14 protein-coding genes and 1 riboswitch are annotated in these 14,213 nt (G+C 64.9%); of the genes, 8 read left to right on the top strand and 6 right to left on the bottom strand.

Annotated elements, in window-relative coordinates; all coding sequences use genetic code 11:
- The first annotated feature begins 11 nt into the window (after positions 1 to 11).
- Positions 12 to 542, top strand: a complete 531-nt coding sequence (locus J6500_RS11040; protein ID WP_225712724.1) for a DUF3617 domain-containing protein — start codon at positions 12 to 14, stop codon at positions 540 to 542.
- Positions 543 to 972: 430 nt separating this feature from the next.
- Positions 973 to 3,270, top strand: coding sequence for a TonB-dependent siderophore receptor (locus J6500_RS11045; RefSeq protein ID WP_376707789.1), 2,298 nt, complete (start codon positions 973 to 975; stop codon positions 3,268 to 3,270).
- A 5-nt stretch (positions 3,271 to 3,275) separates the two neighbouring features.
- On the opposite strand, the gene J6500_RS11050 is transcribed toward J6500_RS11045, so the two are convergent.
- Genes J6500_RS11050 through J6500_RS11060 form a run of 3 tightly spaced genes read right to left on the bottom strand, consistent with a single transcriptional unit; the run spans position 3,276 to position 5,962 of the window.
- The gene (locus tag J6500_RS11050; protein WP_225712726.1) at positions 3,276 to 4,661 is read right to left on the bottom strand and encodes an ATP-binding protein; all 1,386 of its coding nucleotides are present in this window, start codon (positions 4,659 to 4,661) and stop codon (positions 3,276 to 3,278) included.
- A gap of 18 nt (positions 4,662 to 4,679) precedes the next feature.
- Positions 4,680 to 5,384, bottom strand: a complete 705-nt coding sequence (locus J6500_RS11055; RefSeq protein WP_225712937.1) for a response regulator — start codon at positions 5,382 to 5,384, stop codon at positions 4,680 to 4,682.
- Positions 5,385 to 5,404: 20 nt separating this feature from the next.
- Positions 5,405 to 5,962: a MarR family winged helix-turn-helix transcriptional regulator gene (locus J6500_RS11060; RefSeq protein WP_225712727.1), complete on the bottom strand. Its 558-nt coding sequence runs from the start codon at positions 5,960 to 5,962 to the stop codon at positions 5,405 to 5,407.
- Positions 5,963 to 6,296: 334 nt separating this feature from the next.
- Here J6500_RS11060 and J6500_RS11065 point away from each other — a divergent pair, with 334 nt between their 5' ends.
- The 4 genes from J6500_RS11065 (at position 6,297) to J6500_RS11080 (ending at position 9,737) form a co-directional block, all read left to right on the top strand.
- Positions 6,297 to 7,376 carry a branched-chain amino acid aminotransferase gene (locus J6500_RS11065; protein ID WP_225712728.1) on the top strand — a complete coding sequence of 360 codons (1,080 nt, stop codon included), beginning with the start codon at positions 6,297 to 6,299 and terminating at the stop codon, positions 7,374 to 7,376.
- Between the two features lie 60 nt (positions 7,377 to 7,436).
- Positions 7,437 to 8,951 carry a histidine--tRNA ligase gene (gene hisS / locus J6500_RS11070; RefSeq protein ID WP_225712729.1) on the top strand — a complete coding sequence of 505 codons (1,515 nt, stop codon included), beginning with the start codon at positions 7,437 to 7,439 and terminating at the stop codon, positions 8,949 to 8,951.
- 109 nt (positions 8,952 to 9,060) lie between these two features.
- Positions 9,061 to 9,264, top strand: a complete 204-nt coding sequence (locus J6500_RS11075) for a tautomerase family protein (RefSeq protein ID WP_044538952.1) — start codon at positions 9,061 to 9,063, stop codon at positions 9,262 to 9,264.
- 68 nt (positions 9,265 to 9,332) lie between these two features.
- The gene (locus tag J6500_RS11080) at positions 9,333 to 9,737 is read left to right on the top strand and encodes a thioesterase family protein (protein ID WP_225712730.1); all 405 of its coding nucleotides are present in this window, start codon (positions 9,333 to 9,335) and stop codon (positions 9,735 to 9,737) included.
- Positions 9,738 to 9,913: 176 nt separating this feature from the next.
- On the opposite strand, the gene proC is transcribed toward J6500_RS11080, so the two are convergent.
- Together proC and J6500_RS11090 are read right to left on the bottom strand one after the other, a co-directional pair.
- On the bottom strand, positions 9,914 to 10,792 hold the full coding sequence (proC, locus tag J6500_RS11085) for a pyrroline-5-carboxylate reductase (protein ID WP_225712731.1): 879 nt from the start codon (positions 10,790 to 10,792) through the stop codon (positions 9,914 to 9,916).
- Between the two features lie 149 nt (positions 10,793 to 10,941).
- Positions 10,942 to 11,442 carry a type III secretion system chaperone family protein gene (locus J6500_RS11090; protein ID WP_225712732.1) on the bottom strand — a complete coding sequence of 167 codons (501 nt, stop codon included), beginning with the start codon at positions 11,440 to 11,442 and terminating at the stop codon, positions 10,942 to 10,944.
- 442 nt (positions 11,443 to 11,884) lie between these two features.
- Positions 11,885 to 12,038, top strand: a riboswitch (FMN riboswitch).
- Positions 12,039 to 12,116: 78 nt separating this feature from the next.
- Here J6500_RS11090 and J6500_RS11095 point away from each other — a divergent pair.
- Both J6500_RS11095 and J6500_RS11100 read left to right on the top strand, forming a co-directional pair.
- On the top strand, positions 12,117 to 12,713 hold the full coding sequence (locus J6500_RS11095; protein WP_225712733.1) for a 6,7-dimethyl-8-ribityllumazine synthase: 597 nt from the start codon (positions 12,117 to 12,119) through the stop codon (positions 12,711 to 12,713).
- Positions 12,714 to 12,813: 100 nt separating this feature from the next.
- Positions 12,814 to 13,620: an SDR family NAD(P)-dependent oxidoreductase gene (locus tag J6500_RS11100; protein WP_225712734.1), complete on the top strand. Its 807-nt coding sequence runs from the start codon at positions 12,814 to 12,816 to the stop codon at positions 13,618 to 13,620.
- A gap of 25 nt (positions 13,621 to 13,645) precedes the next feature.
- Here the strand turns inward: J6500_RS11100 and J6500_RS11105 are convergent, their stop codons facing one another.
- Complete coding sequence (locus tag J6500_RS11105; protein WP_225712735.1) at positions 13,646 to 14,182, bottom strand: ParB N-terminal domain-containing protein; 537 nt, start codon at positions 14,180 to 14,182, stop codon at positions 13,646 to 13,648.
- Between the last annotated feature and the right edge of the window lie 31 nt (positions 14,183 to 14,213).

The raw sequence follows: 14,213 nt of genomic DNA on the forward strand, positions 1-14,213 counted from the left end.
GAGGCTCGCGGATGACGCGGCAGCTTGCTTTGCTTGGTTCGGCCGTCGCCCTGATGCTTTCGGCCGGCGCCGCGGGCGCCGTCGACCTGCCGATCCGCAAGCCCGGTCTGTGGGAGATGAAGATGGTGCACACCGGCGGGCCGGTGCCGGAAATGACCATGCAGCATTGTACCGACGAGACCACCGACAAGGAGATGAGCACGGCGGCCTCGCCGATGGCCAAGCAAATCTGCTCCAAGCAGGACATCCAGAAGACCGCGACCGGCTATGTCAGCGATTCCGTCTGCGGCATCGCCGGCGTCAACGTGACCTCGCATGCCGAGATCACCGGCGACTTCAATTCGGCCTACACGATCAAGAGCACCTCGCATTCCGAAGGCGGCGCGCACGGCAGCCGCGACGCCACCATGACCGTCGAGGCGAAATGGCTCGGCGCCTGCAAGAGCGACCAGAAGCCCGGCGACATCATCATGCCCGGCGGCATGAAGATGAACGTCAAGGACATGGACAAGCTGAAGAGCCTGCTGCCGAAGCAGAAGTAGCGCGCGGCCTGCGCCTTTGCGCTGGGACGACAGGTTGGTGCTCAACTTGCTCGGTGTCATCGTCCGGTCCATGTGCGCGATTGCGCACGGGCCGGGCGATGACAGCGGTGGGTGAGGACAAAGCTTCACATCCTCTCAGGATGGCGGTTCGGGATCGTGGGGTTGTGCCGCTTGCTTTACTGTCCCGACGCGTTTGAACCCGACAGAGCAAGCGATTCACACGGCGCACTTCACGCGGCAAACACTTGTGCTTATCGTTTTGAATCATTCCAGCATTGCAGCTTGTGTCCGGTTCAATCGATTCTATTTTGCGCGTGTGGAATTTCGATCATCCCGCCGATAGAAGTCCGCCCAATCGATGCCCGCTTGATGACGGACGCGCGGCTCGATCGATATCAGCCCAAGACGATGTGGGGATTGTTCGGTGGGGATGGCTTCGTTGCGAAGCAAGCGCGGCTTGCTTGCATCAACGGCTGCGATCAATGCAGCGTTTCTCGGTTCGGTGGTGTCTGTAACGGTGGGCGCCAGCATCGGCGGCGCTCAGGCGCAAACCGGCCCCGTGCAGAACAATGTCAGCGTGCTTCCCGCAGTGACGGTGGATGATGCCGGCGCCGCAAGGAAACGTAGTGGCGTGGTTTCGAGTCAGCGCGCCCGATCGTCGCGCGCGGTCACGGTGAACGGGCGCCGTCACGCTGCCGCCCCGTCACAGAGCCAGACTCTGCTGTCGCAAGGCATCGGCATGGCCGGTGCGGCGACCGGTTATGTCGCGACGAGCGGCACTGCGGGCACCAAGACCAACACGCCGCTGATCGAGACGCCGCAATCGCTTTCGGTCGTGACGCGCAAGGAGCTCGAGGATCGCAACGTGCAGACGCTCAAGGACGCGGTCAACTACACGCCCGGCGTCACGACGACGGCGTTCGGATACGATCCGCGGTTCGACAGTTTCTACATCCGCGGTTTCGATGCGACCTATACCGGGATCTATCGGGACGGCCTGCGTCAGGGTGGCGGCAACTTCGCCATTCCGAAGATCGAGCCTTACGGTCTCGACAGCGTGTCGATCCTGCGCGGGCCGGCCTCGGGGCTCTATGGCCTCGGCTCTCCGGGCGGCATCGTCGACGTTACCACGAAGCGGCCGCCATTGACACCGTTCGGCGAGGTGCAGCTTCAGGCCGGCAATTACGACCGCTACCAGGGCAACTTCGATATCGGTGGTCCGGTGCCCGGCAGCGATCAGCTGTACTACCGGCTGACGGGCGTGCTGCGCGATGCAAAGACGTGGTATCCCGGCAACGACGATGATCGCGCCTATATCGCGCCTGCCCTGACCTGGCGGCCGGACGCCGATACCTCATTCACGATCCTCAGCGAGTATCAAACCAGCCGGACCGCTGCGAGCATCGGCAACTTCCGCACGCCCGACGGACGGCTGACCAACATCTACTCGAACGATCCGGCCTTTAGCGCCATGGATCAGAAGCAGTATCGTATCGGTTACGCGTTCGAGCACAACGTCGACGACGTGTGGACGGTGCGGCAGAATTTCCGCTTCTACCAGGTCGACGTCGACGCGAAATACACCCAGATCGATTCCATCGACAGCAGCACCAATCTCGCGTCGCGTTCCGCCTGGCGCATCCTGGACAGCTTCCGTACCACGACGCTCGACAATCAGGCCGAGGCCAGGTTCATGCTCGGCGCTATCAAGAACACGGCCCTGCTCGGCGTCGACTACGGCCACTCCTATTACAACGACAAGATCGGCTACGGACCGGCTCCCGATCTCAACCTCGCGACGATGAATTACGGCGCCCAGGCCATTGCCACGCCGGCATTCTCGATCTTCAACAGGCAGTCGACGGACGAGGTCGGTATCTACGCGCAGGAGCAGGCGAGGCTCGGCGGCTTCATCCTGACGCTCAATGGCCGCCAGAGCTGGGTCTCGCAAACCACGACCGCGGGCCTCGATGGTGTGCCGTCGACGCAGAAAGCAACCGCCTTCACCGGCCGGGCGGGCCTCAGCTACGTCTTCGACAACGGCATTGCGCCCTATGTCAGCTACGCGACGTCATTCAGCCCGCAGGTCGGCGTCGACGCATCGGGCCTGCCGTTCAGGCCGACCACCGGCGAGCAGACGGAAGCAGGCATCAAGTACCAGATGCCGCACCTCCCGGTGCTGCTGACCGCCGCCGTGTTCGACATCACGCAGAACAATGTCCTGCGCACCGATCCCGACAACATCGCTTTCCAGGCGGCAACCGGCCAGGTCGAGTCGAAGGGCGTCGAGCTCGAGGCGAAGCTGGCGCTGAAGCCGGGATTTGACCTCACGGCGGCCTACACCCATCTCAACGTCGTCATCACGCAAGGCAATCCCGACACGACCGGCAATGAGCTGTCCGGGATTCCGAGAAACTCCTTCGCCGCCTTCGGCAAATATACCTTCCAGTCCGGCGTGCCCGTGGAAGGGCTCGGCCTTGGTCTCGGCGTCCGCTACATTGGGACCAACTTCGGCAACGACCAGAATACGTTCGAGAATGCGGCGACGACGTTGTTCGACGCGGTGATCGATTACGATCTGGGCAAGCTGGACCGCCGGTTCATCGGCGCCACCATGCGCCTGAACGCGACCAATCTGTTCGACAAGCACTATGACACCTGCCAGTCCGGCTACTGTTACGCCGGCGCACGCCGCCAGGTTATCGGCACCTTGTCCTACCGCTGGTAGCCGTCCTACACCGGCACCCGAACGGCGGCCCTGAGCCCGCCCATCGGGCTTTCGCTGAGCATGATGTCGCCGCCGTGTGAGCGGGCGATGTCGCGGGCGATCGCAAGGCCGAGGCCGCTGCCGCCTTCGTCCTGGTTGCGCGCATCGTCGAGCCGCAGGAAGGGCTTGAACACCTCTTCGCGCATGTTGGCGGGAATGCCCGGGCCGTCGTCGTCGATGGTGACGGTGAGATAGCGGTGGTCGCGATGGCCGGTGATCGAGATCGTGTTGGCGTGGCGCGCCGCGTTCGACACCAGGTTGGCAAGGCAGCGCTTGAACGATGCCGGCTTCACCGTCACCACCGGCAGGCCGTGGAACGCCACCGTCGCGGTGTGGCCGTGACGCTCGGCGTCGCTGCGCAATTCTTCCAGCGCCAGCGCCATGTCGGTCGGCTGCGCCACCTCGCCGGAATCGCCCCGCGCGAAGGCGAGGTAATCCTCCAGCATCATCGACATTTCGTCGACGTCCTTGCGCATCGCGTCGATCTCGGGACCTTCGCCGAGCAGCGCCAGCTCGAGCTTGAAGCGGGTCAGGATGGTGCGCAGATCGTGCGACACGCCGGCCAGCATCGCGGTGCGCTGCTCGATCGAACGCTCGACGCGCGCCTTCATCTCGATGAAGGCCTGCGCCGCGCGCCGCACCTCGCGCGCGCCGCGCGGCCGGAAGTTCGGCGCCTCGCGGCCCTTGCCGAAGCTTTCGGCGGCATCGGCCAGTCGCAGGATCGGCTTGATCTGATTGCGCAGGAACAGCACCGCGACGATCAGGAGGATGGTCGAGGTGCCGAGCATCCAGAAGATGAAGATCTCCGAATTCGAGGCATAGGCCGCGCTGCGCTGCGCGAAGATGCGCATCACGGAATCGTCGAGCTGGACGCGGATCTCGACCAGATTGGATTTGCCGACGGTGTCAATCCAGAATGGACGGTTGATCTGCCGTCCGAGCTGCACCGACAGCGTCTGGTCGAGCAGCGAGAAGAACGGCTTTGGCCCCGGCGGCGGCATGTCGCCTGCGGGCAGGAAGTCGACCACGAGCTGCAGCTTCTGGGCGATGCGGCGCAGCTGCGTGCGGTCCTTATCCTGCGGGTAGTTCTTGTAGACGTCGATCAGCGCGGCGATGTCGGACACGACAGCGGCCGACAGACGGCGCGTCACCGTGTTCCAGTGCCGCTCCATGAACACGAAGGCGACCACGGTCTGCAGGATCACCATCGGCACGATCATGATCAGCAGCGCGCGGGCGTAGAGGCCGGTCGGCATCCAGCTCTTGAACGCGTTGCCCATCCAGCCATTGGCCTTCGAGACGCGCTGCGACGCGTTCTTGATCAGGGTCAGGCCGGAATCGAGCGTGCTCATCTAATAATCTTGGATGTCCTACGGCGAGGCCACCAGGCGATAGCCGATGCCGCGCACCGCCTGCAGGAATAGCGGATTGGCGGGATCGCGCTCGATCTTGCGGCGCAGGCGGTTGATCTGCACGTCGACGGCGCGCTCGTTGACGGTGCCGCCGCTGGTCAGCTCGGCGCGCGGCACGGTTTCGCCGGGCGCGTTGGCGAGGATGCGCAGCATCTCACGCTCGCGGTCGGTGAGATGGACGATCTCCTCGCCCTGGCGCAGTTCGCTGCGCTCGAGATGGAAGATGTAGGGCCCGAATGCGATCTGCTCGACCACCGCGACCTGCGGCGGCGCGGTGCGCTTGAGGATGTTGCCGATCCGCAGCACCAGCTCGCGCGGCTCGAACGGCTTGGCGACGTAGTCGTCGGCGCCGATTTGCAGGCCTTCGATACGGGCCTCCGCCTCGTGGCGCGCGGTCAGCATGATGATCGGCACCGTCGACGAGCTGCGGATGAAGCGGGCGAGGTCGAAGCCGTTCTCGCCCGGCATCATCACGTCGAGGATCAAAAGGTCGAAATGCAGCCCGAGCAGCTTGGCGCGGGCGTCGCTGGCGCTCATCGCCGTGGTGACGCGGTAGCCTTCGCCGCACAGGAAGCGCGACAACAGGTCGCGAATGCGCCGGTCGTCGTCGACCAGCAGAAGATGCGGCGCGTCGTCGGCCGGCTCGGCCGGCGCCCGCACCATGGTTGCAGCCTGCGCCACGGTCACTCTCTTGCCTTTTTGCTGCTGCCGAAGATCGCCTCGAGCACCTTGTCGGGATCGTCGCGGTCGATCATCGCGCGCAGGAACTGACGCACGGTCTCGGCTCCGGCGGCATCGATGCCGGCGAGCGCGCGGTTGATGCGGTCGGTCTGTAGCCCTGCGAGCTTGGCGACCAGCGCCTCGCCCTTCGGCGTCGCGTAAAGCAGGCGCTGCCGGCGGTCGTTGTTGCCGGTCTTCTGCACGATGTAGCCCTCGTCGAGCAGCTGCTTGAGCACGCGGCCCAGCGACTGCTTGGTGATGCGCAGCACGTCGAGCAGATCGGCGACCTTGAGCCCGGGATAGCGGGTGACGAAATGGATGACGCGGTGGTGGGCGCGGCCGAAGCCGAACGCTTCCAGTTCCTGGTCGGCATCGCCGACGAAGTCGCGGTAGGCGAAGAACAGCAGCTCGATGATGTCCCAGCGCAGTTCGCGAGCACCGGTCCCGGAAGCGGCGGACGCGGGCTCGCTTCCCTGCGAATCGGGCTTGGCAGCCATGCCTGAGTAATTTATGTCAGCCATATTGACGTATCTTGGGTCCAATGTTACAAAACAGCATGCCGCGACGAAATATTAGGTCGTTTCGTCTCCGGCAGCGTTTGAGGCGGCCTGAAAGAGCCAGCGATGGCGGTTTGGGCCGCAAATGGGACTACCGTGCGATTGTCGAGCGGCATTTCGGCAAACATACTGGACTTCGCCAATCCGCAAAAGCATGTCTAGCCGGCATGTTGGTACGGAAACCCGGCCCGGTCGGCCGGTGGCGGCGAGGTTCAGGCCGACCAAGCTTTGAGACCCCCGGGGAAACGGGCCGACGCCGGATATCGCGCCGGTTCCAATAGCGGAAAGCAACAAGAAGATGAGTTTGAAATTCGACATCCAGCCAACGCCGAACCCGACGCCCGAGAAGGAGCGCGCGGCAAAGCTCGTGGACCCGGGCTTCGGCCGGATCTTCACCGATCACATGGCCATCGTCCGCTACAGCCAGGCCAAGGGCTGGCATGGCGCGCGCATCGAGGCGCGGGCGAATTTTCCGCTCGATCCGGCCGGCGCGGTGCTGCACTATGCGCAGGAGATTTTTGAGGGCCTGAAGGCCTACAAGCGTGACGACGGCGGCGTGAACCTGTTCCGTCCCGACGCCAATGCAAAGCGCTTCCGCGATTCGGCCGAGCGCATGGCGATGGCGCCGCTGCCCGACGAGGTGTTCATCGACGCAGTCGAGCAGCTGGTGCGGATCGACCGCGCCTGGATTCCGGGCGGCGAGGGCAGCCTCTATCTACGGCCCTTCATGATCGCGAGCGAGATCTTCCTCGGCGTGAAGCCGTCGGCCGAATACATCTTCTCTGTGATCGCATCGCCGGTCGGCTCCTACTTCAAGGGCGGGCCCGCGCCGGTCTCGATCTGGGTGTCGGAGAATTACACGCGCGCGGCGATCGGCGGCACCGGTGCCGTCAAATGCGGCGGCAATTATGCGGCGAGCCTGCGCGCGCAGGCCGAGGCGATCCAGTACGGCTGCGACCAGGTGGTTTTCCTCGACGCGGTCGAGCGCCGCTACATCGAGGAGCTCGGCGGCATGAACGTGTTCTTCGTGTTCGACGACGGCTCGCTTTCGACGCCGCCGCTCGGTACCATCCTGCCCGGCATCACCCGCGACTCGATCATCGCGCTCGCCAAGGATGCCGGCACGCCGGTGCGCGAGGAGCCCTATACGATCCAGCAATGGCGCGCGGATGCCGCCAGCGGCCGGCTGAAGGAGGCGTTCGCCTGCGGCACCGCCGCGGTGATCTCGCCGATCGGCAAGGTGTGCTCGGCCAGCGGCGACTTCACGATCAGCGGCGGCGTCGCCGGTCCGGTCGCGATGGGGCTGCGCAAGAAGCTGGTCGACATCCAGTACGGTCGCACCAACGACCCGCACAACTGGATCCGCAACGTCGCGTAACGGGCCGTGGCAGCACGCCCCCGGGTTGCCGGTCGGCGCGGCGGCTGGTAAACGCCGCCGATGGCCGACAAACCGAAAAAACCGCAGAAACTGAAGGCGCGCCTGCCGCGCGGGCTGGAGGATCGTGGCCCGGCCGCGATCAACGCCACGCGCCGGATGGTGGAAAAAATCCGCGCCGTCTACGAGCTCTACGGCTTCGAACCGGTGGAGACGCCGGCAATGGAATACACCGACGCCCTCGGCAAATTCCTGCCCGACCAGGATCGCCCAAACGAGGGTGTGTTCTCGTTCCAGGACGATGACGAGCAGTGGATCTCGCTGCGCTACGATCTCACCGCGCCGCTCGCCCGCTATGTCGCGGAAAACTTCGACGCGCTGCCGAAGCCGTACCGGTCCTATCGCTTCGGCTACGTGTTCCGCAACGAGAAGCCCGGTCCCGGCCGCTTCCGCCAGTTCATGCAGTTCGACGCCGACACGGTCGGCTCGGGCTCACCCGCGGCGGATGCCGAGATCTGCATGATGGCGGCCGACACGATGGAAGCGCTCGGCATTCCGCGCGGCTCCTATGTCGTGAAGGTGAACAATCGCAAGGTGCTCGACGGCGTGCTCGAGGCGATTGGTCTCGGCGGCGATGAGAATGCAGGACGTCGTCTCACCGTGCTGCGCGCGATCGACAAGCTGGACAAGTTTCCCGCCGACGAGGTGCGCAAGCTGCTCGGTCCCGGGCGATGGGACGGCGGCGAAGAGGGTAAGGGCGATTTCACGGAGGGCGCCGATCTCAGCGCGGCGGATGCCGATGTCGTTCTGGCCGTCACGCAGAAGCGCGACGACTGGAAAGAGGCGATCGCTGTCGCCGAGATCTATCTTGCCAAGAGCGAGGTCGGTCAGGCCGGCGTGAGCGAGCTTGAAGAGATCGCCAAGCTGGTTGCTGCATCGGGCTATGGAGCGGATCGCATCCGCATCGATCCTTCCGTCGTTCGCGGCCTCGAATACTACACCGGTCCGGTCTACGAGGTTGAGCTGCTGCTCGACACCAAGGACGAGAAGGGCCGCCCGGTGCGGTTCGGCTCGGTCGGCGGCGGCGGACGATATGACGGGCTGGTCTCGCGCTTCCGCGGCGAGCCGGTGCCGGCGACCGGATTCTCGATCGGCGTGTCGCGGCTGCAGGCGGCGCTGACGATGCTCGGCCAGCTCGATGCGCGGGCCGAGTTCGGGCCCGTCGTCGTCACGGTGTTCGATCGCGATCGCGTCGCCGATTACCAGAAGATGGTGGCTGAGCTGCGCCAGGCCGGCATTCGCGCCGAGCTCTATCTCGGCAATCCGAAGAACATGGGCAACCAGCTCAAATATGCTGATCGCCGCAACTCGCCCTGCGTCATCATTCAGGGCTCGGACGAGAAGGCGCGCGGCGAGGTGCAGATCAAGGATCTGATCGAGGGCGCCAAGGCCGCGGCCGCGATCGCCTCCAACCAGGAATGGCGCGAGACGCGTCCCGCGCAGTTCTCCTGTGCCGAGGCCGATCTGGTCGGCAAGGTCCGCGAGGTGCTGGCGCGGCATGACGTGAACTGGGGATAGCTGGATTGCCGTGCGCGGGCTTGACCCGCGCAGCCATCTTCAAAAAGATGGCGCGCCGAACCCGGCTATGACCGGTTCATGCGTCAACGACAACCAGGGAGTTCTTCCAATGCCCGAGATCACCGTAAGCATGGCCGCCGGCCGCACCGACGAGCAGAAGGCCGGCATGATGCGCGACATCACCCAGGCGCTGGTGAAGAATCTCGGCGTCGACGCCGACGCGGTCGTGATCCAGATCAACGAGGCGCCGCTGCATCACAAGATGAAGGGCGGCAAGACCTTCGTCGAGCGCGCGGCCGCGGCGAAGAAATAGCCCACCGCGTCGTCCCGACTAGTGCGCAATTGCGCACGGGGCCGGGACGACAGTCTTTATGAGGCACCATGGACGCACGCGACTTCATCACAATCGGCATGAGCGCCGAGCGCATGCTGGTGGTGCCGCCGGAGCGCACGGTCGGGCATTTCGTGCCCGGGATGCCGATGGTCTACGCGACGCCGATGATGATCCTCGACATGGAAATGGCGTCGGGCGACGCCATCCGCGAGGTGCTGCAACCCGGCTGGGTCACCGTCGGCACGGAGGTCGACATCCGCCATCTCGCCGCGGCGCTGGTCGGCGCCACCGTGCGGACGACGTCGAAAGTGGTCGCGGTCGAGCGCCGCGTGATCCGCTTCGAGGTCGAGGCATTTGAAGGCACGCGCAAGCTCGGCGAAGGCCGCCACGCCCGCGGTCTGATCAATGTCGAGACGTTCAACAAGCGGCTCGCCGGAACGTCGGGCTCCTGAGCCGTAAGCACAGTCGCTGACGCGCAATCTCCACTTGTTTGGACGTCATCCTGAGGTGCGAGCCCAGCAGCGCAATTGCGCTGCTGGGCGAGCCTCGAAGGATGGGCCGCGGGCCGTGCACCCTTCGAGGGCCGCTGCAGAAGCGGCCACCTCGGGGTGACGGGGTTGGTGGAGGCCTACTTCGCCAATTCCTTCGAGCGCCGGGTCGCCGCGGCGATGGCGCGGGTCATCAGCGGGTGCATGCCGTCGTTTGCCATCAGCACCTCGAGCGCCGCCGCGGTGGTGCCGCCCGGCGAGGTGACGTTCTGGCGCAAGGTCGCCGACGGCAGCTCCGAGCGATGCAGCAATTCGCCGGAGCCGGCGACGGTGGCGCGTGCCAGCGTCGTCGCGAGCTGCTCGGGCAGGCCGGCGGCGACGCCGGCGCGGGCGAGCTCTTCGGCCAGCAGGAACACATAGGCCGGGCCGGAGCCGGAGACGGCAGTGACCGCGTCCATCAGGCCTTCATCCTCGACCCATTCGACGAGACCGGTCGCCCGCAGCAATGCGTCGGTAATGTCGCGCTGCGCGGCGCTGACGCGCGGTGCCGGCACCGCGACGGTGATGCCGCGGCCGATCGCCGCCGGCGTGTTCGGCATCGCACGCACCACTGCGCCGCCGACGACCTCCTCCAACGCGGCGATGGTGGTGCCGGCCATGATCGAGACCACCAGCGTCGACGGCGCGACGAACGCCTTCAGCGCGGCGCCGGCCTCGCGGAACGATTGCGGCTTCACCGCCACCACCAGCGTATCGACCGTGCCGACATCCTGCGCTTTGGGATTCAGGCGGACGCCTTGCGTGGCGAGCGCGGAGATCTCCGGTGAGACATGCGGATCGATCACCACGACCCGCCCGGGCGCCAGCCCCTGCGCCAGCCAGCCGGTCAGCATCGCGCCGCCCATCTTGCCCGCGCCCGCAAGCGCGATGGTGCCGGTCGTGTTCGTCAATGCGCTGCTTGTCGTGTTCACGAGAGGCTCCACAAACTCGCCGTCGTCCCGGCGAAGGCCGGGACCCATAACCACAGGTCGTTTTAGTGAAGCGAGGGGCGAGCCACAAGCTCAACTGTCATTGCCGGGCTTGACCCGGCAATCCATCGACATGGAATATCGTTGCCGGATGGATGCGCGGGTCAAGCCCGCGCATGACGAGCGAGTTTGCGAAGCTCTTACGCCTCACCCTCGGTGTCGAACATCGCCGCCGACATCGCTTCGGCGGCCGACTTGCCGGCCCACACCACGAACTGGAATGCGGGGAAGTAGCGCTCGCAGGCGTGGATCGCGTTGACCACCATCGCCTCGCATTGCGAGGTGGAGGCGGTGAGGCTGCCGGGCAGCACCAGCGCCTGGCGGTGCATCACCATGCCGGTGTGGGTCCACAGGTCGAAATGGCCGACCCACAATTGCTCGTTGATCGCAGCGACCAGCCGCTGCACCTCGGGACGCCGCGCCGGCGGAATCTTCATGTCGAAGGCGCAGGCAAGATGCAGCGCGTCGATCTCGCCCATCCACGTGAACGAGAGCTGATAGTCGGTCCAGTCGCCCTTCGAGACGATCGTGACTTCGTCTTCGCCCGAACGCTCGAACGCCCAGTTGTTGTCGGTGGCGATATCCTCGACCACCGCAAGCGGGTTACTCCGGGACTCGATAATGCTTTCGAGGAGGGACATGCCGTCTCGACCCTTATTCTTTGATCGCTTGATACGCACACGGAAGCCGGCACGTGCGACAACTGCGTCGTGGCCGAGTGCAGTTCCTTGAAGCGGGCTTCCGGATGCCCCTGGACCTGACGCGGATGAAGTGATGTGATTTGCGGAATCCGCGCAACCGCACGCCGAGTCCGTCCACAGCCAAAGCGCGCGTCGTCCACAACTGATCTCCGCCACACTTTTGATTTTGAGAACAAATCGGAATCGACGTGGTGTCGTAACGGTTTGTTAACCATTTGCCGGCGCGTAAGGTTGCCATGAATCAGCCGTGAATCGTCGCAAACGGCGTCGCCTAGAGTCGCAGCGGGCTCATGGGGACATGCCGATTCTCCATGGCGGAGGCCTTGCCCGCCCATCGCGGTTTGGTCATATTTCCGGTCAGGCACGTCCATTCCGGGCGTGCCGATGTTCTCAGGGCGGGGTGAAAGTCCCCACCGGCGGTAAGGGTGATGAGCCCAAGCCCGCGAGCGCCTTCTTCCGCGAAGCCGGAGGAAGGGTCAGCAGATTCGGTGCAACTCCGAAGCCGACGGTTACAGTCCGGATGAAAGAGAACGGTTGCGGCAGCCCGCGCGAATTCGCGTGGGGCTCGTGTCGCTGTCCGTGTGCCCTGATTCTGGTCCTGAAAGAGGAAAGCCATGAATCAGATGTTGCAAGACCAAGACGTCCAGACCTCCCAAATCCAAACTTCCGAAGTCCAAACCTCCGAACCGGACAATGCTCCCGACACGCCGGCATCGCCGCCGGTGGTGGAGCATCCGCGCTTCGCCAAGCCGCAGCGCGTCGCCTTCGTGCAATCGTCCTGGCACCGCGAGGTGGTGGAGGAATGCCGCATCGCTTTCCTCAAGGAGATCGAAGCGCGCCACATCACCAATGTCGACGTGTTCGAGGTGCCGGGCTCGTTCGAGATCCCGCTGCATGCGCAGATCCTGGCGAAGACGCGGCGCTACACCGCGATCGTCGCCGCCGGGCTGGTCGTCGACGGCGGCATCTACCGCCACGAATTCGTTGCCGACACCGTGATCAAGGCGCTGATGGACGTGCAGCTGCGGACCGAGGTGCCGATGTTCTCAGCGGTGCTGACGCCGCAGCAATTCCACGAGACCGAGGTGCACTACGATTTCTTCCGCAGGCACTTCGCGATCAAGGGCGTCGAGGTCGCGGAAGCCTGCGCCAACACGCTGCTCAGCCTGGAACGCCTGCGCGGCCAGGTCGCGGCGGGCATCGTCGGCTAGCACTCGTGCAAATGCGATCCCGGCATGCGCGCCGGGATCGCTCGCCTGCGGCACTTTCGGTTATGCTCGAGGACATAAAACAAATGCCCGGGAGACGTCCATGACCGAACAACGATCCACCGACTGGCTCGGCCTATCCGGCCGCGTTGCCGTCATCACCGGCGGAGGCGGCGGCATCGGCCGCGCCACCGCGATCAGCTTCGCCCGCGCGGGAGTCAAGGTCGCCGCGATCGATCGCGACGAGCGCGGACTTGCGGGGACGCAGGAGAAGCTGCGCGAATTCGGCGACGGCCATCTCGTCGCGACCTGCGACACGACGAGCGAGGCAAGCATTGCAGCTGTCGCCGAAAACGTGGAGCGCACGTTCGGGCCGTGCGACATCCTGGTCAACACCGCGGCGGTGTTGCGCCCCGGCGGGCTCGACACGCTGTCGATCGCCGAATGGAATTCGGTGCTGGCGATCAATCTCACCGGCTATTTGATCTGTGCTCAGGCGTTCGGCCGGCAGATGCGGAAGCTCGGACGCGGCAGCCTGATTCACGTCGCTTCGATCGCGGCCAGCAATGCGCAGGGCCAGAGCGGCGCCTACAGTGTCAGCAAGGCCGGCGTCGTGATGCTGTCGCAGCAGCTCGCCGCCGAATGGGGCCCGCATGGCATCCGCAGCAACGTGGTCAGCCCGGGTCTCGTGCTGACGCCGATGAGCCAGGCATTCTACGACACGCCCGGGGTGACCGAGCGGCGCACCGCGGTGGTGCCGATGCGCCGGATCGGCGCGCCGCAGGACATGGCGGATGCGACGCTGTTCCTGGCCAGCGACCGCTCGTCCTATGTCAATGGCGAGGAGATCATCGTCGACGGCGGCTATGTGCGGACGCTGATGAGCCACGTGCCGCGGCCGGGATTCTGAAAACGGCGGCGCCGCCGGTCGGCCATCAATAACGGCCGCCATTGCCTTTTTGCTGCGTAATCCATTCTGACAAGGTCTTGGGCCTCGAGGTGTTGTTGAACCTTGACGCCGCCGCGCTGCGATGTGATTGGTCCGCGATGGCCTTAAGACCCTTTGGGCGTTGTCGGAGCTCCCGCGCGTCCGGCTTCGCGGCGGCCGTTGAGGCTGCGGCCAGATGGTCGGCAGCTTCCTTTTCGAGGCGCAGTTTCTTCAAGCGGGCCATCTTATCACGCTCGGCTTCGGCCTCCGCGCTGTCGGACAGCAGCGTTTTCTGGTGAGCCGTCTCGGCGGGGACGAGGAGCGCGATGATGGTTTCTTCACCAAGAGCCTTGCAGGCTTCGAAGCGGTGCAGCCCCTCGACCAGAACGAAGCGATCTTCGTCGGACCGAACGAGGATGGGAGCCTGTTGGCCGATGGACAAAATACTTTCGGCGATTTCCTGAACCAGCGCAGGCTTGAGAGCTTTCTTCCGCTTTACGGGAACGTAAATCTTGTCGATTGGGAAGCTTTCCGGTTTGGGCATAGCTTCACCTCCGTCGTGATCGGGCCAGAGC

It is taken from the genome of Bradyrhizobium semiaridum (assembly GCF_020329505.1).
GTDB classification, from domain to species: Bacteria; Pseudomonadota; Alphaproteobacteria; order Rhizobiales; family Xanthobacteraceae; genus Bradyrhizobium; species Bradyrhizobium semiaridum.

Bases quoted from the DNA above. Each gene is read 5' to 3' on its own strand.
- J6500_RS11055 (WP_225712937.1), bottom strand. From the start codon at position 5,384: ATGGTGCGGGCGCCGGCCGAGCCGGCCGACGACGCGCCGCATCTTCTG.
- proC (WP_225712731.1), bottom strand. From the start codon at position 10,792: ATGGGTCCCGGCCTTCGCCGGGACGACGGCGAGTTTGTGGAGCCTCTC.
- J6500_RS11080 (WP_225712730.1), top strand. From the start codon at position 9,333: ATGGACGCACGCGACTTCATCACAATCGGCATGAGCGCCGAGCGCATG.
- J6500_RS11100 (WP_225712734.1), top strand. From the start codon at position 12,814: ATGACCGAACAACGATCCACCGACTGGCTCGGCCTATCCGGCCGCGTT.
- J6500_RS11095 (WP_225712733.1), top strand. From the start codon at position 12,117: ATGAATCAGATGTTGCAAGACCAAGACGTCCAGACCTCCCAAATCCAA.
- J6500_RS11090 (WP_225712732.1), bottom strand. From the start codon at position 11,442: ATGTCCCTCCTCGAAAGCATTATCGAGTCCCGGAGTAACCCGCTTGCG.
- J6500_RS11045 (WP_376707789.1), top strand. From the start codon at position 973: ATGGCTTCGTTGCGAAGCAAGCGCGGCTTGCTTGCATCAACGGCTGCG.
- hisS (WP_225712729.1), top strand. From the start codon at position 7,437: ATGGCCGACAAACCGAAAAAACCGCAGAAACTGAAGGCGCGCCTGCCG.
- J6500_RS11075 (WP_044538952.1), top strand. From the start codon at position 9,061: ATGCCCGAGATCACCGTAAGCATGGCCGCCGGCCGCACCGACGAGCAG.
- J6500_RS11040 (WP_225712724.1), top strand. From the start codon at position 12: ATGACGCGGCAGCTTGCTTTGCTTGGTTCGGCCGTCGCCCTGATGCTT.
- J6500_RS11050 (WP_225712726.1), bottom strand. From the start codon at position 4,661: ATGAGCACGCTCGATTCCGGCCTGACCCTGATCAAGAACGCGTCGCAG.
- J6500_RS11105 (WP_225712735.1), bottom strand. From the start codon at position 14,182: ATGCCCAAACCGGAAAGCTTCCCAATCGACAAGATTTACGTTCCCGTA.
- J6500_RS11065 (WP_225712728.1), top strand. From the start codon at position 6,297: ATGAGTTTGAAATTCGACATCCAGCCAACGCCGAACCCGACGCCCGAG.
- J6500_RS11060 (WP_225712727.1), bottom strand. From the start codon at position 5,962: ATGGCTGACATAAATTACTCAGGCATGGCTGCCAAGCCCGATTCGCAG.